Below are 19754 nucleotides of genomic sequence, written 5' to 3' on the forward strand. Positions count from 1 at the left end.
TCCCATGCCTCGTGGAAGCAAAACCAAATACACCGCTGAGCAAAAACGCAAGGCGCAACACATCGAAGACAGTTACGAAAACAAAGGCGTCTCAAAAGACGAAGCAGAAGCCCGCGCCTGGGCGACAGTCAACAAGCAGTCCGGCGGCGGCGAGCGGGCCGGCGGTTCGGGACGCAAGAAGCCGGCCAGTGCAAAATCGGCCGATCGCAAGGAGTCGGCGCGTCGGGCGGTGGCCACTCGTGAGGGACACTCGCGTGGCAGCAGGGCCTCCAGAGAGACCCAGACGGTCGATAGCTTGAGGAAGGAAGCCCGGGCCAAGGGTATTCCGGGAAGATCGGGGATGCGCAAGCAGGAGTTGATCGAGGCGTTGCGCAAGGCGGGTTAAGGCCAACTGTTTTGTACACGGTCCAATGTGGGAGCGGGCTTGCTCGCGAAGACGTCAGCACATCCAACATCGATGTGACCGACAGATCGCTTTCGCGAGCAAGTCGAATCGTCGCACCGCCGCTCCCACAGGAGATCATCTGTACCTTCAGACTTCGGTGGTCAACGCTGCTTCAGGCGGTCAATCACAACGGCCAAAAGCAGAATCGAACCCCGAATCACATACTGATAAAACGTATCGATGTTCTTCAGGTTCATCGCATTTTCGATGATCGCCAGAATCAACACCCCGGCGATCACGTGCCGGATCATGCCGATCCCGCCACTCAACGACACCCCGCCCAGCACGCAGGCCGAGATCACCGTCAGCTCGAAACCCTGGCCGATCATTGGCTGGCCGGAGGTCATGCGCGACGCCAGGATCACCCCGGCCAACGCGCCGATCACACCGTGCACGGCGAAGATGATGATCTTGGTCCGGTCGACATTCACACCGGCCAGCAGCGCCGCTTCCTGATTGCCGCCAATAGCCATGGTGTTGCGCCCGTAGGTGGTGTAGTTCAGCAGCCAGCCGAAGAACAGAAAGCAGACGATAGTGATCAGGATCGGTACCGGCACGCCAAACATCTGGCCGTTACCGAACACGAAAAACGATTCCTGGGACACCCCCACCGCTTTGCCGTTGGCGAAGATGTAGGCCAGGCCACGCACGATCTGCATGGTCGCCAGCGTGGTGATCAGCGCGTTGACCCGCAGCTTGGCGATCACTATCCCGTTGATCAGCCCGACGATCAGGCCCATCACCAGCGCCGCACAGACACCGAGAAACACACTGTTGGTATCGCGCATCACCACCGCCGCAACCACCCCGGCGCAGGCAATCACCGAACCCACCGACAAGTCGAAATGCCCGGACGCCAGACAATACAACATGGTGCACGCAGCAATCCCGGTGGTGGAAATCGCCAGGCCCAGGCCACGCATGTTCAGCGGTGAAAGGAAGTTGTCGATCAGCAAGGTGCAGGCGACAAAAATGCCGACCGCAGCCAGCAGCATCACCCAGTCATCGAGGAAGCGTCGCAGGTCCAGCGGTTTGCGTGTAGTCGGCAGGGTGTTGTTTTGGGTTGTCATCATAGTCACCTCTCAGTTCGCCACGCCGTCGGCGCGTTGGCGCGGCAAAGCCAGTTGCAGCAGGTTGGATTCGTTGGCCTGCTCGCGGCTCAGCTCGCCACGCAGGGCGCCTTCGCACAGCACCAGGATGCGGTCGGAAATGCCCATGACTTCCATCAGGTCGCTGGACACCACAATCACCGCGATCCCCTCGGCGGCCAGGTTATGGATGATCTGGTAGATCTCGGCCTTGGCACCGATGTCGATGCCGCGAGTGGGTTCGTCGAGCAGCAGCACCTTCATCGGCATCGACAGCCAGCGGCCGAGAATGGCCTTCTGCTGATTGCCACCGGACAGGTACATGATTTTCTGCGCCGCGTTGGGCGTCTTCACTTTCAGCGCCCTGATCTGCTGCTCGGCGTTGTCCTTCTCCCACAGGCCGCGCAACAGGCAACCGAAGGTGGAGTGAGCGCCGCGCGCACTGATGTTGATGTTCTCGGCGACGCTGGCCAGCGGCAGGATGCCTTCCTTCTTGCGGTCCTCGGGACACAACAGGATCCCGGCGGCAATCGCGTCCCGGGGTGAACGCAGCTTCAGTTCATGGCCTCGAAGTTTCAGCTGTCCGGCGCTGTTGCGCGCCAGGCCGCTGAGCAGGCGCAACAGCTCGGTGCGACCGGCACCGACCAGCCCGAACAGCCCGAGGATTTCACCTTTGTGCACCTCAAAACTCACCGGTTCGCGCAACCCCGGCCCGAGCAGGCCATCGACCTTGAGAGCCACCGCGCCGCGCTGGCGTGGGCGGTAATCGTAGATGTCCTGGATGTCGCGCCCGACCATGCAGGTGACCAGTTGATCGTGGGTCAGCTGGTTCATGTCGTCGAAGGTGCGCACGTAACGCCCGTCCTTGAACACTGTCACCGCGTTGCAGATGCGGAACACTTCTTCCATGCGGTGGGATACGTAGAGCACCACTTTGCCCTCGTCCCGCAGCCGGCCGATGATCGCCATCAAGCGGTCGATCTCCCGTGCCGAAAGGCTGCTGGTGGGTTCGTCGAAGGCAATCACGTGGGCGCCACGGGACAACGCCTTGGCGATTTCCACCAGTTGCCGCTGGCCGAGAGACAGGCGTCCGACTTTCTCTTGGGGGTCGATTTCATCGGCCAGGCCTTTGAGACAGGCCAGTGCCTGCTGGCGCAGGGTACTGCGATTGATCAGGCCGAAACTGGCGGGCAGATGCCCGAGAAACAGGTTCTCGGCCACGGTCATTTCCGGCACCAGATGCAGCTCCTGGTGGATCACCGCGACGCCACTGCCGATGCTGTCGGCGGTGGACTTGAAGTCCATCGTCCGCTCGCCGATCTGCAAGGCACCGCTGCAAGGCGTGTAGGCCCCGCCAAGGATTTTCAGCAGTGTCGACTTGCCGGCGCCGTTCTCGCCCATCAAGGCATGAACCTGCCCCGGATGGGCGACGAAGCTGATGTTGTCCAGCGCCTTCACCCCGGGAAAGGTCTTGCCGATCCCGTTGAAGCGCAAGCTGCCGGTAAGGCTGTGTTCCTGTTGGATTGTTTGCGCGTGCATAACCACCTCTTCACACCGATCAGGCAGCCCCGCCGCCGGGGCCACCGCTGAAATCAAACGGCTGTCAGTTCCACAGGCCGATCTTTTCCAGTTCCTGCTTGAAGTTGTCGCGGGTGATCAGCGTCACGTCATCCATGGCGGTGTACTTCGCCGGTTCTTTGCCAGTGGTGACCCATTCGTACATCATGCTGGCGGTGTTGTAGCCCTCGATGTGCGGGCTCGGCAGCATCGAACCGTAGAAGCCGCTGTCGGGTTTCTTCAGCTCGCCGATGGCATCGGTACCGTTGATGCCGATGCCGATCACGTTGGCCGCGGCAAAACCGGCGCTCTCGGTGGCGCGCACACCGCCCAGGACGGTGTTGTCATTCATGCCGCCGATGATCAGGTTCTTCGCCGCCCCCGGCAGTTTCACCAGGGCCGAGTTGGTGGCGTCCATGCTGCCCGGCACGTCGAGGGTCTTGAGGGCCGCGAACAGGATGTGGTCTTTCGGCATACCGGCATCTTCCAGCGCTTTGACCGAACCGTCGGTGCGCTTCTTGCCGGTGTCGAGTTCGTTGTAGGTGTTGATCACCGCATAGGTGTCTTTCCAGTCCCAGCCGCGCTTCTTCGCTTCGGTCGCCATGGCATGGCCTTGTTTCTGGCCGACTTCGAAAGCGGCCATGCCGAGGTACGGCACGTCTTCCATGAACTTGCCGCCGGCATCGACGAAACGGTCATCGACGGCGATCACTTTCAACCCGTTGAGCCTGGCCTTGGCCATGATCGCAGGTCCCAGGGACACGTCCGGCGGGCAGATCACGAACCCCTTGGCGCCGTTGGCCGCGAGGCTGTCGATGGCCGAAAGGGTTTTCTCGCCGTCCGGCACGGCGATCTTGATCAGGGTGAAGCCCTTCTCTTTCCCGGCCTTTTCGGCAAAGGCCCACTCGGTCTGGAACCAGGGTTCTTCCGCCTGCTTGACCAGGAAACCGATCTTCACTTCTTCGGCTGCCAGCAGCGTGCTGCTCAGGCTGAACGCCGAGACCGCCAACGCGGCACAGCAGAGGGAACGGATAGCATGACGACGATTCATAAGCTGACTCCTTGTTATTTTTCTTGAGCGTTCTTTGAAAGCGTTCTTTGTTAACCAGCGGGCAGTAAAAACACACCGCCAATAGTCATATCGTATGATGATTGGATTTCAGACGTACCAAGGCGCCTGAAAGCCCGATCACTCAGTCGTGGTACATCACCGAGCGACCACCATCGACGGTGATGCACGAGGCATTGATGAACGGTGCTTCATCACTGGCCAGGAACACGGCGGTCATTGCCACTTCGATCGGCTGCCCGATGCGGCGCGGCGGGTGCAAGTCGAACGCGCGCTGGCGTTCGGCGTGGGGGTCGGCAAAACCGTTCCAGTAATCGACGTTCAACTGGGTTTCGATGTAGCCCGGCGCGATCGCGTTGACGCGCACACCCTTGGGCGCATATTCGATGCCCAGCGCACGGGTCAGGCCGAGCAGGCCATGCTTGGCCACCGGGTACGGGAAGCACCCCGGAATGATGTGGGTGGAATGGGTGGATGCGATATTGATGATGCTGCCGATGCCCTGCTCGATCATCTGCGGCAGCACTGCCTTGCAACCGTACCAGGCGCCATCGAGGTCGATGGCGAAGCAACGACGCCAGTCTTCTTCGGTCATTTCCAGCGGATCGCGAAACACGTTGACCCCGGCGCAGTTGACCAGCACGTCGATCCGGCCGTGCAGGTCGATCGCCAGCCGGGCCATGGCGTGCAGATCCTGCTGACGCGACACGTCAGCTTTTATTGCCACCACATCGGCGCCCTGGTCCCGCCAGTGCGCCGCGACCTTCTCGACTTTCTCGGCCTGAATGTCGCTGATGATCAGCCTGGCCTGCTGGGACGCGAAGGTCGCCACAATCGCTTCGCCAATCCCCTGGGCGGCACCGGTCAGCAATACGACCTTGCCTTTCAGGCGTTCGCCCTTGGGCGGTTCGGGCACTGGTGGCAATGACAGTGGTTCAGCCATGGATCAAGACTCCTGTTCGAAGACACGACGAAAACCGGGCATCTGTCGATGTCCGGTCAAAAGGCGCTGGGTAGGAAACAGGTGAGTGCGAAAACGTTTCAGCTCGGAAACGCCCTGAGGCACTGGCTCCGCAAGGGAACACGGGGAAACTTCGCTGCATCACTTCACCTGTTTTGTTTTTTTAAGTGTGAGTGCATGTAACTGGTGGGGCCGACTATAAACCCGGCACGCAGAAAATCTCAATATATATATTTACATCCCATATTTTGGGATTTACCCAACGAAGCGAGTACAGTGCTTCCCGGGCACATCTACCGGGATCGACAACACCGCCCCGTCCAACGGATGGCCCAGCGGACTCGCCGCGCTGGTGATGTACAGGGTTTTCAGGTCTGCACCGCCAAACACACAGCTGGTGGGGCGACTGACCGGCAGCTCGATGATTCGATCGACCTTGCCGTCCGGGCTCAACCTGAGCAGGCAGCTGCCGTCCCAACGGGCATTCCAGATAAAACCTTCGGCATCTATCGCCGAACCGTCCGGGCCGCCACGCCCGTGCGGACCAAACCAGACCTGCGGCGCATCGAGGGCACCGTCGGTACGGATGAAATGTCGATACAAGGTGCCGTCGAGGCTGTCGCCGAAATACACGCTGGTGGCGTCATCGCTCCACAGCAGCGTGTTGGGAATGCCCAGATTGCGCAGCAACGGCGCAACCCGCCCGTCGCGATCGATGCGGAACAGCCCACCGGAACGACGGACGATGGGCAGGTCTTCGCCGTTTACGCCGATGTTGTTTTGCATGGTGCCGAGCCAGAGCCGGCCCTGGGCGTCGCAGCGGGCTTCGTTGGGGCGATTGCCCGGTTGCGGATCGGCCACGCAAAACAATGTCAGGCGCGGCGCCAGGCCGGGTGAATCGAGATCGAGGCGATACACGCCGCTGCTCAATGTCACCAAGGCGTCGCCGCTCTCACAGGGAATGAACGCCGACACGTGCTCCGGCATCTGCCATATCTGCACGTTGGCACCGATCAATCGCAGCGCCTGTCTGCCGGCGATATCCACCCAGTACAGGGCTTGGGTGGGGGCATCCCAGAACGGGCCTTCGCCCAGTTGTGCCCGATGTTCGGTCACCGCGGTCCACGCCATGAAACCTCCTGCATTGTTCTTGTTTTTATGTGGGGATTTTCGTTGTCAGCTGGCCTTTTTATCCGCCATGACTTGCGGGTAGTAACGCTTGATCGCCAAGTCCGCGTTGTCGATCAGGGTCATGCAGGCCCAGACACCCCGGGCGGTATCCCGGGCCGCGATAGCCTCGGCCAGGTCCCGGTGAATCGGCAGGGTGCGACGCAGTTCATCCGGGTCGGCGGCGGACACTTCAAAGGCCACCGCCAGCAACGCACCGAGGGCAGGAACCATTTGTTCGATGAATTGGTTGTGGCTGGCGGCGAGGATGCACTCGTGGAAGAACTGGTCGGCACGGTTGTAATCGATGCCGCTGTCCACCGCCCGTTCCAGCGCATTGCAGGCCAACAGGATCGCGTTCACCTGTTCGCCGGTTGCGCGCTCGCAGGCCCAGCGCACGGCCATCGGTTCGATGGTGCGGCGCAGGTCGAGCAGATCGTCGACGAAGTTTTCCGGCAAGCCGCTGCGCGACAGCCAGCCGACGACTTGTGGATCGAAGAGGTTCCAGCGCCGCACCGGCAAAACCCGCGTGCCGACTTTCGGCCCGACCTCGAGCATGCCTTTGGCAACCAGGGTCTTGATGGCTTCACGGATGACCGTGCGGCTTACACCAAGTTGTTCGCCAAGGTCGGCTTCGACCTTGAGTGACTCACCCGGCTTGACCTGCCCCGTGGCGAGCCAGCAACCCAACCAGTCAACCGTCGATGCATGAAAGCTGCTGGACATGGACACCTCAAAGCCGTACGTGATGGAAGCTCACGCTAATCATCATACGATTGGATGTCAAATAAAAAAGATCGCAGCCTGCGGCAGCTCCTACAGGAGTCCACATTCCCCTGTAGGAGCTGCCGCAGGCTGCGATCTTTTCAAGGCTCAAGCCCGATGGGGAAGAACTCGCCGCCACTCCATACACCGAGCCAGCGCTGGCCGTCGATCTCGCGACTCACCGCCAGCTCCACCAATTGATAGAACACGTTGCGATGGATCAACGCTTCAAGATTGCTGCGCACGTGCACGTAAGGCGCTGGCTCCTGTGTTGCCGGGTCTATGACCACGCGCATCGGATGCCCGGCACCGGCCTCGCTGGTTTCATCGACGTTGGTGGTAAAGCGCAACACCTGCGCCTCGCCCTCGCCTTCCACGTCCACCGCAATTGCTACGAACGGCGCATCGTCGACCTTGATGCCGACCTTTTCCACCGGAGTGATCAGGAAGTAATCATCGCCGTCACGGCGAATGATGGTGGAGAACAGTTTGACCATCGGCTTGCGCCCGATCGGCGTGCCCAGGTAATACCAGGTGCCGTCCCGGGCGATGCGCATGTCGATGTCGCCACAGAAGTCGGGATTCCACAGGTGCACCGGCGGCAAGCCTTTGGTCTTGGGGATTTGCCCCAGCAAGTCGTTGGCTTTTTGCGGGTCACTCATGGCGTACTCCTTGGAATTACTGGTCGCTGAGCCCCAACAGGCTGCGCGCGTATTGCTCCAGCGGCGGGCCCATCAGGTCTTCGGGTTTTTTATCGTGGAACGTCAGTAAACCGCCACGACTCTTGATGGTTGCAGTATCAATCAAATACTGGGTGCTGGTCTCGATCAACATGATCTGAATCATACCGCTGTCGATGCCGAGACGATCCAGAGCTTCCTGGTCCAACCACTCGTCCGAGTTGCCGATACGGTCGTCAGACTGGGCAAACCGGGTGTAAAGCAGATAGTGCGCACCGGCGGCACGGGCCTCGCCCATGGCCTGGTCGAGGCCTTCCGGCGTGCGGGCACGGCGGACCATCGGGAAGTATTCGACGAAGCCATCGAACGCGACTTCGGCAATCACGTTGGGCCGCGGATAAACGGCGCTGCCTGGCGGCATGAAAGCGCCCTGGGCGATGTAGACGAACGAGTCCGGCTGAATGCGCAGGTTGTTTACACGACGGCTGTCACTGTGGTCGAGCAACCCCGCATCGCTCATATGGTAACGAGTCCCTTCGGCCATATCGCTGACGTTCATGCAGCCACCAAGTGCCAAAACGGCCAGCAGCAAAACCAGGCTACGCATCCTATCCTCCAGAGGCCGGTGTCGGAAAACCGGCGAATGGCCGTAGGATGCAGCTTTTGCGCCAGCTCATTCACATCAGCATCTGACAGACCGAATCGCGAGCAAGCTCGCTCCCACAGATGATATGCGATCCCCTGTGGGAGCGAGCTTGCTCGCGATTGCGAAGGATCAACCGCCGATAATCTTCATGACAGTCGCACCACCGGAGAACGCCACTTCCTGCTTGTCCCCCAAGGCTTTCACCAGCAGCCGCTGCAAGGCCGGCAGCGCCTGATGGCGCGGCTTGTCCAGCAGATCGCCGATGTAATGGCGATTGCTCGACGACAGGCAGCCATGCAGCCACCCGGTGGAAGATAAACGAAGGCGCGAGCAAGTACGGCAGAACGGCACACTTTCGTTGGCGATCACGCCGAAATGGCCTTGCCCCGGAATTTCATAGCGCACCGCTGTCGCATCGACGGGCGCGTCGGCTTGCAGATATTCGTAGCGCTCGCCGATCAGGCTCAGCAATTGCTGGAGGCTGACGAACTGTTGCAAAAAGGCATTGGAGTCGTTGGCCAGATGGCCCATGCGCATCAGCTCGATAAAGCGCAGTTCATAACCGCGCTCCAGGCAGTAGTCGAGCAGCGGCATCACTTGATCGAGGTTCTGTCCGCGCAGCGGCACCATGTTGACCTTGATCTTCATGCCGGCCGCACTGGCCTCGTTCATGCCGTCGAGCACGGTGGCCAGGTCGCCGCCCCGGGCAATGCCGCGGAACGCACTGGCGTCGAGGGTATCGAGGGAAACGTTGAGGCGCCGAATGCCGGCGTTCACCAGCAGCGGCAGTTTCTTCGCCAGCAACTGGCCATTGGTGGTCAGGCTGATGTCTTCCAGGCCCATCTGTCCGACCGCCGTCATGAACGCTTCGAGTTTCGGGCTGACCAGCGGCTCGCCGCCGGTAATGCGCAGACGCTCGATGCCCGCTGCATCAATCAGATAAGCCACGCCGCGCGCCATGGCTTCGGCCGACAATTCATCCTGCGCAGCCACCAGCCGCTTGCCATTGGGCACGCAGTAGGTACAGGCGTAATTGCAGGCTGAGGTCAGACTGATTCGCAAGTTGCGAAAACGCCTGCCTTGACGGTCAACGATCATGGTCACTCCGGCGGAAGAATATCGGGCCGCTAAAACTTGACTCAGAAATCAAGTTTTAGCAAGTCCTCTACCTGAGTATATTCCTGCGGTACTGCGCCATGTAGCGAAATCATGGCGCAATAAAGCAACTGAATGGCTCAGCTGCCGGAAGTGTCGGTGTCACGCTTGCGCTTGTTGCCCATGCGCACGCCGATGTCCATCAGGAACTGGAAGAAACCTTCCTGATCTTCCAGCACATTGCTCCAGAACGGCGAGTGATACAGCGCGACGGCACCGTGCACCAGCGCCCAGGACGCGCAGTAGTGGAAGTAAGGCGGCACGTCTTCCAGCTTGCCTTCGCTGATCCGCCCCTTGATCAGCAGGGTCAGGCGTTCGAAGTTCGAGGCACGGATCTTGTGCAGCTCCTCGATCATCTCCGGCACCTGGTTGCCCTTGACCACTTTCTCTTCGAGGCGGTCGAACAGGCGATAGCGTTGTGGATCGCGCATGCGGAATTCGAAGTAGGCCCGGGACAGGGCTTCCTTGTCCTTGTCGACATCGGCCGAATGCAGAAGAGCGTTCAAATCGCGCTCGTAGTCGAGCATCAGGCGCAGATAGATTTCCGCCTTGGATTTGAAGTGCTTGTAGATCGTGCCTTTACCGATACCGACGGCATCAGCAATCATCTCGACGGTGACACTGTCTTCACCTTGTTCGAGGAACAGCTTGAGCGCGGTATCGAGAATTTCCTGCTCGCGGCGACGGAATTCACGGACCTTACGAGGTTCTTTATGCATAAGAAAAGGTCTGTCGGGGTCAAAATTCGAAGCCGCGTATTATGCCTAACTTGCGCAAAAATGCACGGATCATCCGACCATATCTGCGCTTTCTGGTCATTCCGCGTACGTTTACAGGGTGATGAGAACTCTTCCGAAGCGCACGTATTCCAAATTTGTTTAAAAACCCGTGCCGCTAAACTGGACGAGGCGCAATCCTGATCAATACTTGAACTGTCGGCGGGGCATCTCCCCCAAGTGTCACGCCGATATTGGTACCAACGGACCGCGTGCCATTGTTTTACTCCTAATGGTCTTAACCCGGATTCACCCCCCAGAACCCGGGTTTTTTTTGCCTGCGATTTAACCTTTTACGTGTGCCAGCGGGAACAGTCGCTTGAAATTCGCCGTGGTTTGCTCGGCAAACCGCTCGTAGGGCTCACCACGCAACATTGCCAGAAATTCCGCAACTTCACGCACGTACTGCGGCAGGTTTGGCTTGCCGCGATAGGGAATCGGCGCCAGGTACGGCGAGTCGGTTTCCACCAGCAATCGGTCGGCCGGCACCTTGCTGGCCACATCGCGCAACGCATCGGCATTGCGAAAAGTGACAATCCCGGATAGGGAAATGTAATAGCCCATGTCCAGCGCGGCCTTCGCCATCTCCCAGTCTTCGGTAAAGCAATGCAATACGCCCGCCTGGGGCAGCGCTGCTTCACGCAGCAAGTCCAGGGTATCGGAGCGGGCGCCACGGGTGTGGATGATCACCGGTTTGCCGGTCTGTTGCGCCGCTTGCAGATGCAGTCGGAAGGACTCCTGCTGCAACTCTGCCGCTTCCGGTTCGTAGTGATAGTCCAGGCCGGTTTCGCCGATCGCCACCACCCGCGGGTGATTGAGTTCCTGCAACAGCCAGTCCAGCGCCGGCGCGGCACCCGGCTGCACATCCAGCGGGTGTACGCCCACCGAGCAGTCGACGTCGTCATAACGTTCGGCCAGGGCCTTGACGTCGGCCGCGTTGTCCGCGCTGACACCGATACACAGAAAGTGCCCTACCCCGCGCTGCCGGGCTGCATCAAGGGCAGCATCCAGGGAGCCGTCGTGGGTGGTCAGGTCGAGGCGATCAAGGTGACAATGGGAATCTACGAGCATAAGGGGCTGCAACTTGTATCGAATGGGTGGGACGGTCGGATGTACCGATACTCAGAGTTTAGGCGCAGACGGTCATCGCTGGGCAGGCAACGACGCCCATTGCACCAGCAATGCCTCCAGCAGCAAGGCCGGATTGAGGTTGGCCTTGCTCAGGACTTTCTGCCGCTGGGCGAGGATCCAGTCCTGGATATCGAGGACTTTGCCCTGGGCGCTTTTCTGCGCCAGATATTGCACGACCTTGCGCATGTCGGTCAGGCCGAGGCCGGCTTCGTCCTGGGTCAACTGATAGCGCAGGATCAGGCTCGACCAATCGCAGAACCAGTCGAACAGGCGCAACATCGGAATGTTTTTCCATTCTTCGGCCAGTTGCGTCGGCGACTGCTGTTGCTTGAGGAGTTTTTTCACCCCTTCCACCACGTGCGCGCGCTGTTCACGCACGCCCTGCCCCTGGAGGTTGACCGCCGCCAGCGGCGAACCGGCGGCCAGCGTGAGCAGTTCGACGCGCTCGTCTTCGGAACACTCCGGCAGCGCCTGGGCCAGCCACTTCAAACTCATGGCCTCGCCCGGTAGCGGGCAGGCCTGCTGCACGCAGCGACTCTTGATGGTTGGCAACAAGCGGCTCGGCTGATGGCTGACAAGCAACAGGACGGTATCGCCGGACGGTTCTTCAAGGCTTTTGAGCAAGGCGTTGGCGGCGTTGATGTTCATCGACTCGACCGGCTCGATCAGCACCACCTTGCGCCCGCCCAACTGCGCGGTCTGCACCACGAAACCGACCAGGTCGCGAACCTGGTCGACCTTGATCGCCTTGTCGGCTTCTTCGGGCTCCAGGATGTAGTTATCCGGGTGGCTGCCAGCCTTGAGCAGCAGGCATGATTTGCATTCGCCACAGGCCTCCAGTGCGTTCGGGCGCTGGCACAGCAAGCTGGCCATCAAGCGCTCGGCCAGTGCCCGCTTGCCGATCCCCGCCGGGCCATGCAGCAGGTAGGCGTGCGCATGCTGGGCGCGACCGGCCAGTTGCTGCCAGAGGGCTTCCTGCCACGGGTAGGCCTCAGCCACGGTTCAACTCCAGCAGGCGCGGCAGCAAGGCATCCAGCGATTGCTGGACCTTTGCCAACGGCTGGGCAGCATCGACCAGCACATAACGCGCCGGATCCGCCTTGGCGCGCTCGAGAAAGGCACTGCGCACGGCATCGAAAAAGGTCCGGCCTTCAAGCTCGAAGCGATCCAGACGACCACGAGCGCTGGCGCGGGCCAGGCCGACCTCGACAGGCAGATCGAAAATCAGTGTCAGGTCCGGGCGCAGATCGCCCTGGACGAAGGCTTCCAGGGTCGCGATGCGTTCCAGCGACAAGCCCCGACCGCCACCCTGGTAGGCGTATGTCGAATCGGTGAAACGATCACACAAGACCACGGCACCGCGAGCCAGCGCCGGGCGAATCACCTCGGCCAGGTGCTGGGCACGCGCCGCGAACACCAGCAGCAGCTCGGTGTCCGGGTTCATGACTTCATCGACCGGAGCCAGCAGCACGTCACGGATGCGCTCGGCCAACGGCGTGCCACCCGGCTCGCGGGTCAGCACCACCTCGATGCCGGCGGCGCGCAGGCGCTCGGCCAGGTATTCGCGATTGGTGCTCTTGCCGGCGCCTTCGGGGCCTTCCAGAGTAATAAACAAGCCGGTCACAGGCAGTCCTTAGTCAGAGTCATTGCGAGCTTTTCGGTGCGTTGGCATCGAGTTCGGGCGTTTCGGGGGTTGGCGCAGGTTCTTGCGCCGGCACTTGCGGCAGCGCCTCGGGAGCCGTATTCGGTGAAGCGGCCGGAATCGGTGTTTGTTCCTGCGAAGCCTTGGCCTCCTGCGTACCGTTTTGTTCAGTATCGGTCGGCGATGTCTCTGGCGTGGCAGTGGGTGCCGGGCTGGAGCGGTAATCGGCGCGACGCTTGATCTGGAACTCCTTCACGGCATTGTTGTGGGCATCCAGGTCGTCGGAGAACACGTGAGTGCCATCACCACGCGCCACGAAGTAAAGGCTGTTGCCCTCCACCGGATTGAGTGCCGCATGGATGGCTTCGCGACCGACCATGGAAATCGGGGTCGGCGGCAGGCCCGCATTCATGTAGGTGTTATAGGGCGTCGATTCCTTGAGGTGAGCCCGGGTCAGCTTGCCGCTGTAGCGGTCGCCGAGGCCGTAGATCACTGTCGGATCGGTCTGCAGCAGCATGCCTATTGCCATGCGGCGCACAAACACGCCGGCAATCTGTCCGCGTTCCTGTGGCACACCGGTTTCCTTTTCCACCAGCGAAGCCATGATCAGCGCCTGGTAGGGTTCGGTGTACGGCGTATCTGCAGCGCGCTTCTCCCACTCCTTGGCGAGCACTTCATCGAGGCGGTCGTAAGCGGTTTTCAGCACCTCGACATCGGACATGCCCCTTACGTAACGATAAGTGTCAGGGAAGAAGCGCCCTTCCGGAAAAATCCCGGTGTGGCCGAGCTTGTCCATGACCTGGCTATCGCTCAAACCGTCGAGGCTATGATCGAGTTTTTCTTCCTTGGCCAGCGCTGCGCGGACCTGACGGAAATTCCAGCCTTCGACCAGGGTCAGGCTGTATTGAACCATTTCCCCGCGTTTCCACAGATCGATCAGGCCTTCGACGGTCATGCCAGGTTGAATGCGGTATTCCCCGCTGTGCAGAGGTTGTTTGGCCAGGTTGAAGCGCCAATACACCCGCAGCCAGAATGCGTCCTTGATGACGCCATTGGCTTCGAGTCGGTAGAAGGTGCGGGTCGGCGTGGTGCCCTTGGGCACATCCAGCAATTGTTCCTGGGCAATGTTCAGCGGCTGTACCAGCGCCGAATGAATCTTCCAGGCAGAAGCCCCCATCAGCAGCCCCGCCAGAACCACTCCGGTTTCCAGCAGCAGCAAGAGTTTACGTCTCACGTATCAAGCATCCAGTAGCACACGGGCAATGGTTTGGAGTTTACGGGTGAGCGGCCCAACCGGCCAGTGAAGAGCAGCATAGGCGCGCACCGGCCAGATACCATACACGCTGTTGCAGACAAAGACTTCGTCAGCCCATTGCAGCTGCTCGAGGGGGATATCGGTGATTTGCGTGGGGATTCCCAGCGACTTGGCCTGAAACAATATTTCGGCACGCATCACGCCTGCCACGCCGCAGCGCTTGAGGTCGGCAGTGATGAGCACGCCATCACGCACCAGGAACAAGTTGCTGAACACGCCTTCAATCACGCGCCCGGCCTGATCGAGCATCAAGCCTTCGGCATGCTCGCTGTCCTGCCATTCGGCACGGGCGAGGACTTGCTCAAGACGATTCAGGTGCTTGAGGCCGGCCAGTAATGGCTGCCTGGACAATCGCGTGACGCAGGGAAACAGACGAACACCCTGCTCACCGTGGACCCCAGGGTAAGCCGCCGGTGGATTGCCTTGCAGAATGCGTCGGGCCTGGGCCGAAGGATCCGGGGCGTAACCGCGCAGTCCGTCGCCACGGGTGAGAATGAGCTTGAGCACCCCGTCACCCAGTGCCGCGGCGTAGGCCAACAGTTCGCTGCGGATCAGCTCATGCTCGGCGGTTATCGCCAGGCGTGAGCAGCCATCCGCCAGACGCGACAGATGCCGGTCCAGCAACACGGGCTGACCACTGCGCACGGCGATGGTCTCGAACAGACCATCGCCATAAGCCAGGCCGCGATCCTTCAGCGACAAAGCGTCAGCCGGCTGACCGTCGACCCAGCTGTCCATCAGCCTGCGAACCGGCGGAACACCAGCGAGCCGTTGGTGCCACCAAAACCGAAGGAGTTGGAAACGACCACATCGATATCCATGTTGCGCGCCGTGTGCGGCACGAAATCGAGGTCGCAGCCTTCATCCGGCTCATCGAGGTTAATGGTCGGCGGCGCCACCTGGCCGTTGATCGCCAGCACGCTGAAGATCGCCTCGACCGCGCCCGCCGCACCCAGCAGGTGGCCGGTCATGGACTTGGTGGAACTGACGGCCAGCTTGTAGGCGTGCTCGCCGAACACCGACTTGATCGCATTGACTTCGGCCAGGTCGCCTGCCGGAGTCGAGGTGCCGTGGGCATTGATGTACTGCACTTGATCGCCATTGATTTTGGCATCGCGCAGTGCATTGGTGATGCAGCGCGCAGCACCCGCGCCATCAGCTGGCGGCGAGGTCATGTGGTAAGCGTCGCCACTGGTGCCGAAGCCGATCAGCTCGGCATAGATGGTCGCGCCGCGGGCCTTGGCGTGCTCGAGTTCTTCCAATACCAGCGCGCCGGCACCATTGGACAATACAAAGCCATCGCGGCCCTTGTCCCATGGACGGCTGGCGCGGGTCGGCTCATCGTTGCGGGTCGACAGCGCGCGGGAGGCACCGAAGCCGCCCATGCCCAGACCGCAGGCCGCCATCTCGGCGCCGCCGGCAATCATCACGTCGGCTTCGTCGTACATGATGTTGCGGGCCGCCATGCCAATGCAGTGGGTACCGGTGGTACAGGCCGTGGCGATGGCGTAGTTGGGTCCCTGTGCACCGAGGTGGATGGACAGGAAACCGGAAATCATATTGATGATCGAGCCTGGCACGAAGAACGGAGAGATCCGTCGCGGGCCGGTCTCGTGCAGCGTGCGGGCGGTTTCTTCGATATTGGTCAGACCGCCAATACCCGAGCCCATGGCCACGCCGATACGCTCACGGTTGGCGTCGGTGACTTCCAGACCGGAATTGCGTACCGCCTGAAAACCTGCGGCCAGACCGTACTGAATGAACAGGTCGAGCTTGCGGGCTTCCTTGACCGAGAGGTATTCCTCGACATTGAAGTCCTTTACCGAGCCGCCAAAACGGGTGGAATAGGCAGAAAGGTCGGCGTGTTCGATCAGACCAATGCCACTACGGCCAGCCAGAATGCCCTGCCAGCTGCTCGGCACATCCGTGCCCAGTGGCGACAACATACCCATACCGGTGACTACGACGCGTCTACGCGACACAGCACTCTCCTTTTTTCAAATGACGACTTTGCATCAGGCCTAAAGAAAAAACCGCACGCCTTGATGGCAGTGCGGTTTTTCCATGACAGCGAGCAACGATTACAAACTATTACGCCTGGTGGCTAGTAACGTAGTCGATTGCAGCTTGTACAGTAGTGATCTTCTCGGCTTCTTCGTCAGGGATTTCGGTCTCGAATTCCTCTTCCAGAGCCATCACCAGCTCAACGGTGTCAAGGGAGTCGGCACCCAGGTCTTCAACGAAGGAAGCAGTGTTGACCACTTCTTCTTCTTTAACGCCCAGTTGCTCAGCAACGATTTTCTTGACGCGCTCTTCGATGGTGCTCATACCTTGTTTTCACTCCTAATGGACAAATTCAGGCAGCTGGCCAGTGGGTAAGTGTATAGAAAGACTTTTCAGCTTTTCAACTGAAAGCTTCACTCCTCGTACCCGGTGACCCTCTGCCTATAAATAGATTGCAGCTTTATAACGGATTTTAGACAGCTCGTATGACATTTTTTTGAAGCAATCCGTCACATTTGAATTACATGTACATCCCGCCGTTCACCGGGATTGTAGCTCCGGTAACGTAAGCCGCACCGTCCGACGCAAGAAAAGCGACCACGGACGCGATCTCTTGAGCCTGCCCCAGACGACCCAGCGGAATCTGCGTCTGCAAGGCTTCACGCTGTGCCTCGGGCAGTTCACGGGTCATATCGGTATCGATGAACCCAGGGGCCACCGAGTTTACCGTAATCGAACGCGAACCGACTTCACGCGCCAGAGCACGGCTGAAACCTTCCAGGCCGGCCTTGGCGGCAGCGTAGTTTACTTGGCCTGCGTTGCCCATGGCACCCACAACCGAGCCAATACTGATAATTCGGCCCCAACGAGCTTTGGTCATGCCGCGCAAAACGCCCTTGGACAGGCGGAACAGACTGTTCAGATTGGTATCGACAACGTCGTGCCACTCGTCGTCTTTCATGCGCATCATCAGGTTATCGCGGGTGATACCGGCATTATTGACCAGAATTGCCGGCGCACCGAACTGCTCCTGAATGCTCGCCAGAACACTTGCCACGGACTCGTCGCTGGTGACATTGAGTTCCAGGCCTGTGCCCTGGATACCGTTTTCCTTCAGGGTCGCGGCGATGCGCTCAGCACCCGACGCGGAGGTCGCGGTACCCACAACGATAGCGCCCTGACGCCCCAGTTCCAGGGCGATGGCCTGGCCTATGCCACGGCTTGCACCGGTGACCAGTGCAACTTTACCTTGCAGACTCATGCAAGCTTCTCCTGATTCAGGCCAACGCTGCACGGGCGGCAGCGAAAGCGTCTGGGGTATTGAGGTTGGATGTCGACACGCCTTCGGCGCAACGTTTGTTCAGACCGGCGAGCACTTTGCCCGGGCCACACTCGACCAGGTTGATCGCGCCTTTGGCGGCCAGCGCCTGGACCGATTCAACCCAGCGTACTGGCTTGTACAGTTGTTCGAGCAGATCGCGCTTGAGGGTTTCCAGATCGGCCGGCACCTGGGCACTGACGTTCTGTACCACGGGAATCTGCGGCGCCTGCCAGTCGATCGCAGCGATCGATTCGGCGAAACGTTCGGCAGCCGGACGCATCAGCTCGCAGTGCGACGGCACACTGACCGGCAGCGGCATGGCGCGCTTGGCACCACGCGCCTTGCAGCCTTCGATGGCGCGCTCGACGGCAGCCTTGGCACCGGCGATGACCACCTGGCCCGGCGAGTTGAAATTGACCGCGCTGACCACTTCGCCTTGCGCCGCTTCGGCACAGGCTGCCAGTACGTCGGCATCGTCCAGGCCCAGGATAGCGGCCATGCCGCCCTGCCCGGCCGGAACGGCTTCCTGCATCAACTGGCCACGACGCTCGACGAGTTTCACCGCGTCGCCCAGGCTCAGGCTGCCTGCCGCGACCAGCGCGCTGTATTCACCCAGGCTGTGCCCGGCAACGTAGGCCGGGCGTGCGCCACCTTCAGCCAGCCACAGACGCCACAAGGCGATAGAGGCGGTCAGAATGGCCGGCTGGGTTTTATCGGTTTGATTGAGTTGCTCTTCCGGCCCTTGCTGGGTCAGTGCCCACAGGTCGTAACCCAGTGCATCGGAAGCTTCTTTGAATGTTTCAAGGACAACCGGATGTTGCGCGCCCAGCTCGGCCAGCATGCCGAGGGACTGCGAACCCTGTCCTGGAAAGACGAATGCGAGGGAAGCAGACATGTAACAAGCCCCTAATGATCTTGTCGTCGGAGAGTTGGCGCCCCACTTCGGGGACGCAAGAAACTGACAGTTGGATGGCCCATCGAACCAAGCGGTCACATTTAAGCATTGTCCGACGAAAACGCCTAAAGCAACAAATCCTCCAGACGACCGTGCAGGCGCTCGGGAAGATTCTCCTGAATCTCGATCAAGGCGCGCTCAATGGCACTCTGAAACCCCTGGACCCCTGCAGAACCGTGGCTTTTCACCACAATACCCTGCAAGCCGAGAAAGCTCGCGCCGTTGTGTCGGGCAGGCGCCAGATCGGCCTGCAGGCGCTTCATCAAGGGCAGCGCCAGTGCGCCAACCACGCGAGAGGCCACGTTCTTCCTGAACAACGCCTCGATGCGCCCGGCAATCATGGTCGCCAGACCTTCGCTGGACTTGAGCAGGATGTTGCCGACAAAACCGTCACACACCACCACATCCGCTTCGCCACGGTACAAACCGTCGCCCTCGATAAAGCCGATGTAATTGATGCCACGGGCGCCTTGCAACAAAGTCGCTGCCAACTTGACCTGCTGATTGCCCTTGATGTCTTCGGTGCCGATGTTCAGCAACGCCACCCGAGGACGCGCGATACCCAGGGTCTCAGCCGCAACCGAGCCCATGACCGCAAACTGCAGCAGATGCTCGGCACTGCAATCGACGTTGGCGCCCAGGTCGAGCAATTGGCAGTAACCCTTTTGTGTCGGAATCGCCGCCACCATGGCCGGGCGGTCAATGCCCGGCAGGGTCTTGAGCACGAACCGCGACAACGCCATCAGCGCACCGGTATTGCCGGCACTGACACAGGCCTGGACCTTGCCGTCACGCAACAACTCAAGCGCCACGCGCATCGACGAGTCGGGTTTGCCACGCAGGGCCTGGGCCGGCTTCTCGTCCATTGTGATGACTTCGCTCGCCGGGGCAATCGACAGGCGCGCGCGATCCACAGCCGGATGGCCAGCGATCAATTCTTCAAGAAGGGAGGGTTGACCGACGAGGGTCAGGTGCAGCGAGGGTGTAGCAGACAGGCAAGCAAGGCTGGCCTGGACAATGCTGCGGGGACCGAAGTCCCCGCCCATTGCGTCAATCGCGATGACTTGAGCGGACAAG

21 protein-coding genes are annotated in these 19754 nt (G+C 60.4%); 1 reads left to right on the top strand and 20 read right to left on the bottom strand.

From position 1 onward, the window contains the following. Nucleotides 1-4 precede the first annotated feature (4 nt). Nucleotides 5-385, top strand: coding sequence for a Rho termination factor N-terminal domain-containing protein (locus ACMDB8_RS20445; protein WP_056727205.1), 381 nt, complete (start codon nt 5-7; stop codon nt 383-385). A 161-nt stretch (nt 386-546) separates the two neighbouring features. On the opposite strand, the gene araH is transcribed toward ACMDB8_RS20445, so the two are convergent. From araH to plsX, 20 genes are all read right to left on the bottom strand, one after another. Then, nucleotides 547-1515 (bottom strand): L-arabinose ABC transporter permease AraH, encoded by a 969-nt coding sequence (gene araH, locus ACMDB8_RS20450; protein ID WP_056727447.1) that lies wholly within the window; start codon nt 1513-1515, stop codon nt 547-549. Nucleotides 1516-1527: 12 nt separating this feature from the next. Then, nucleotides 1528-3072 carry an L-arabinose ABC transporter ATP-binding protein AraG gene (gene araG, locus ACMDB8_RS20455; protein ID WP_056727206.1) on the bottom strand — a complete coding sequence of 515 codons (1545 nt, stop codon included), beginning with the start codon at nt 3070-3072 and terminating at the stop codon, nt 1528-1530. Between the two features lie 64 nt (nt 3073-3136). Beyond that, a complete protein-coding gene (locus ACMDB8_RS20460) occupies nt 3137-4141 on the bottom strand; it encodes a substrate-binding domain-containing protein (RefSeq protein WP_056727207.1) in 1005 nt (334 codons plus the stop codon). A 142-nt stretch (nt 4142-4283) separates the two neighbouring features. Next, nucleotides 4284-5102: an SDR family oxidoreductase gene (locus ACMDB8_RS20465; RefSeq protein WP_056727208.1), complete on the bottom strand. Its 819-nt coding sequence runs from the start codon at nt 5100-5102 to the stop codon at nt 4284-4286. Between the two features lie 273 nt (nt 5103-5375). Next, a complete protein-coding gene (locus tag ACMDB8_RS20470) occupies nt 5376-6251 on the bottom strand; it encodes an SMP-30/gluconolactonase/LRE family protein (RefSeq protein ID WP_409078925.1) in 876 nt (291 codons plus the stop codon). A 45-nt stretch (nt 6252-6296) separates the two neighbouring features. Further along, a complete protein-coding gene (locus tag ACMDB8_RS20475) occupies nt 6297-7013 on the bottom strand; it encodes a FadR/GntR family transcriptional regulator (protein WP_056727210.1) in 717 nt (238 codons plus the stop codon). Between the two features lie 140 nt (nt 7014-7153). After that, the gene (locus ACMDB8_RS20480; RefSeq protein ID WP_056727211.1) at nt 7154-7714 is read right to left on the bottom strand and encodes a DUF1285 domain-containing protein; all 561 of its coding nucleotides are present in this window, start codon (nt 7712-7714) and stop codon (nt 7154-7156) included. 16 nt (nt 7715-7730) lie between these two features. Then, nucleotides 7731-8339: a DUF4823 domain-containing protein gene (locus tag ACMDB8_RS20485; protein ID WP_409078926.1), complete on the bottom strand. Its 609-nt coding sequence runs from the start codon at nt 8337-8339 to the stop codon at nt 7731-7733. Between the two features lie 168 nt (nt 8340-8507). Next, nucleotides 8508-9476 (bottom strand): GTP 3',8-cyclase MoaA, encoded by a 969-nt coding sequence (locus ACMDB8_RS20490; RefSeq protein ID WP_409078927.1) that lies wholly within the window; start codon nt 9474-9476, stop codon nt 8508-8510. Between the two features lie 137 nt (nt 9477-9613). After that, nucleotides 9614-10252: a TetR/AcrR family transcriptional regulator gene (locus ACMDB8_RS20495; protein ID WP_007977040.1), complete on the bottom strand. Its 639-nt coding sequence runs from the start codon at nt 10250-10252 to the stop codon at nt 9614-9616. A gap of 342 nt (nt 10253-10594) precedes the next feature. Continuing rightward, entirely contained in the window at nt 10595-11380 is a 786-nt protein-coding gene (locus ACMDB8_RS20500) for a TatD family hydrolase (RefSeq protein WP_409078928.1), read from the bottom strand. Between the two features lie 72 nt (nt 11381-11452). Continuing rightward, complete coding sequence (locus ACMDB8_RS20505; protein ID WP_056727215.1) at nt 11453-12439, bottom strand: DNA polymerase III subunit delta'; 987 nt, start codon at nt 12437-12439, stop codon at nt 11453-11455. Beyond that, on the bottom strand, nt 12432-13064 hold the full coding sequence (gene tmk, locus ACMDB8_RS20510) for a dTMP kinase (RefSeq protein ID WP_056727216.1): 633 nt from the start codon (nt 13062-13064) through the stop codon (nt 12432-12434). Before tmk ends, ACMDB8_RS20505 begins: the two co-directional genes overlap by 8 nt. Before the next feature lie 19 nt (nt 13065-13083). Further along, the gene (mltG, locus tag ACMDB8_RS20515; protein ID WP_056727217.1) at nt 13084-14316 is read right to left on the bottom strand and encodes an endolytic transglycosylase MltG; all 1233 of its coding nucleotides are present in this window, start codon (nt 14314-14316) and stop codon (nt 13084-13086) included. A gap of 3 nt (nt 14317-14319) precedes the next feature. Then, a complete protein-coding gene (pabC, locus tag ACMDB8_RS20520) occupies nt 14320-15135 on the bottom strand; it encodes an aminodeoxychorismate lyase (RefSeq protein WP_223541066.1) in 816 nt (271 codons plus the stop codon). Further along, the gene (fabF, locus tag ACMDB8_RS20525) at nt 15135-16379 is read right to left on the bottom strand and encodes a beta-ketoacyl-ACP synthase II (RefSeq protein WP_056727219.1); all 1245 of its coding nucleotides are present in this window, start codon (nt 16377-16379) and stop codon (nt 15135-15137) included. Before fabF ends, pabC begins: the two co-directional genes overlap by 1 nt. A gap of 109 nt (nt 16380-16488) precedes the next feature. Continuing rightward, nucleotides 16489-16725, bottom strand: a complete 237-nt coding sequence (acpP, locus tag ACMDB8_RS20530) for an acyl carrier protein (RefSeq protein ID WP_003175607.1) — start codon at nt 16723-16725, stop codon at nt 16489-16491. Nucleotides 16726-16921: 196 nt separating this feature from the next. Beyond that, nucleotides 16922-17662: a 3-oxoacyl-ACP reductase FabG gene (fabG, locus tag ACMDB8_RS20535; RefSeq protein ID WP_007987168.1), complete on the bottom strand. Its 741-nt coding sequence runs from the start codon at nt 17660-17662 to the stop codon at nt 16922-16924. 16 nt (nt 17663-17678) lie between these two features. Beyond that, on the bottom strand, nt 17679-18617 hold the full coding sequence (fabD, locus tag ACMDB8_RS20540; protein ID WP_409078929.1) for an ACP S-malonyltransferase: 939 nt from the start codon (nt 18615-18617) through the stop codon (nt 17679-17681). Nucleotides 18618-18742: 125 nt separating this feature from the next. Further along, entirely contained in the window at nt 18743-19753 is a 1011-nt protein-coding gene (gene plsX, locus ACMDB8_RS20545; protein ID WP_082563017.1) for a phosphate acyltransferase PlsX, read from the bottom strand. Nucleotide 19754: the final 1 nt, after the last annotated feature.

Source organism: Pseudomonas monachiensis (assembly GCF_047345015.1).
Taxonomy (GTDB): domain Bacteria; phylum Pseudomonadota; class Gammaproteobacteria; order Pseudomonadales; family Pseudomonadaceae; genus Aquipseudomonas; species Aquipseudomonas monachiensis.

Excerpts from the sequence above, each read along its gene's own strand:
- pabC (WP_223541066.1), bottom strand. The coding sequence starts at position 15,135 with ATGGACAGCTGGGTCGACGGTCAGCCGGCTGACGCTTTGTCGCTGAAG.
- ACMDB8_RS20445 (WP_056727205.1), top strand. The coding sequence starts at position 5 with ATGCCTCGTGGAAGCAAAACCAAATACACCGCTGAGCAAAAACGCAAG.
- ACMDB8_RS20495 (WP_007977040.1), bottom strand. The coding sequence starts at position 10,252 with ATGCATAAAGAACCTCGTAAGGTCCGTGAATTCCGTCGCCGCGAGCAG.
- ACMDB8_RS20475 (WP_056727210.1), bottom strand. The coding sequence starts at position 7,013 with ATGTCCAGCAGCTTTCATGCATCGACGGTTGACTGGTTGGGTTGCTGG.
- fabD (WP_409078929.1), bottom strand. The coding sequence starts at position 18,617 with ATGTCTGCTTCCCTCGCATTCGTCTTTCCAGGACAGGGTTCGCAGTCC.
- fabG (WP_007987168.1), bottom strand. The coding sequence starts at position 17,662 with ATGAGTCTGCAAGGTAAAGTTGCACTGGTCACCGGTGCAAGCCGTGGC.
- ACMDB8_RS20470 (WP_409078925.1), bottom strand. The coding sequence starts at position 6,251 with ATGGCGTGGACCGCGGTGACCGAACATCGGGCACAACTGGGCGAAGGC.
- acpP (WP_003175607.1), bottom strand. The coding sequence starts at position 16,725 with ATGAGCACCATCGAAGAGCGCGTCAAGAAAATCGTTGCTGAGCAACTG.
- ACMDB8_RS20465 (WP_056727208.1), bottom strand. The coding sequence starts at position 5,102 with ATGGCTGAACCACTGTCATTGCCACCAGTGCCCGAACCGCCCAAGGGC.
- ACMDB8_RS20460 (WP_056727207.1), bottom strand. The coding sequence starts at position 4,141 with ATGAATCGTCGTCATGCTATCCGTTCCCTCTGCTGTGCCGCGTTGGCG.
- ACMDB8_RS20485 (WP_409078926.1), bottom strand. The coding sequence starts at position 8,339 with ATGCGTAGCCTGGTTTTGCTGCTGGCCGTTTTGGCACTTGGTGGCTGC.
- ACMDB8_RS20490 (WP_409078927.1), bottom strand. The coding sequence starts at position 9,476 with ATGATCGTTGACCGTCAAGGCAGGCGTTTTCGCAACTTGCGAATCAGT.
- ACMDB8_RS20500 (WP_409078928.1), bottom strand. The coding sequence starts at position 11,380 with ATGCTCGTAGATTCCCATTGTCACCTTGATCGCCTCGACCTGACCACC.
- ACMDB8_RS20480 (WP_056727211.1), bottom strand. The coding sequence starts at position 7,714 with ATGAGTGACCCGCAAAAAGCCAACGACTTGCTGGGGCAAATCCCCAAG.
- araH (WP_056727447.1), bottom strand. The coding sequence starts at position 1,515 with ATGACAACCCAAAACAACACCCTGCCGACTACACGCAAACCGCTGGAC.
- araG (WP_056727206.1), bottom strand. The coding sequence starts at position 3,072 with ATGCACGCGCAAACAATCCAACAGGAACACAGCCTTACCGGCAGCTTG.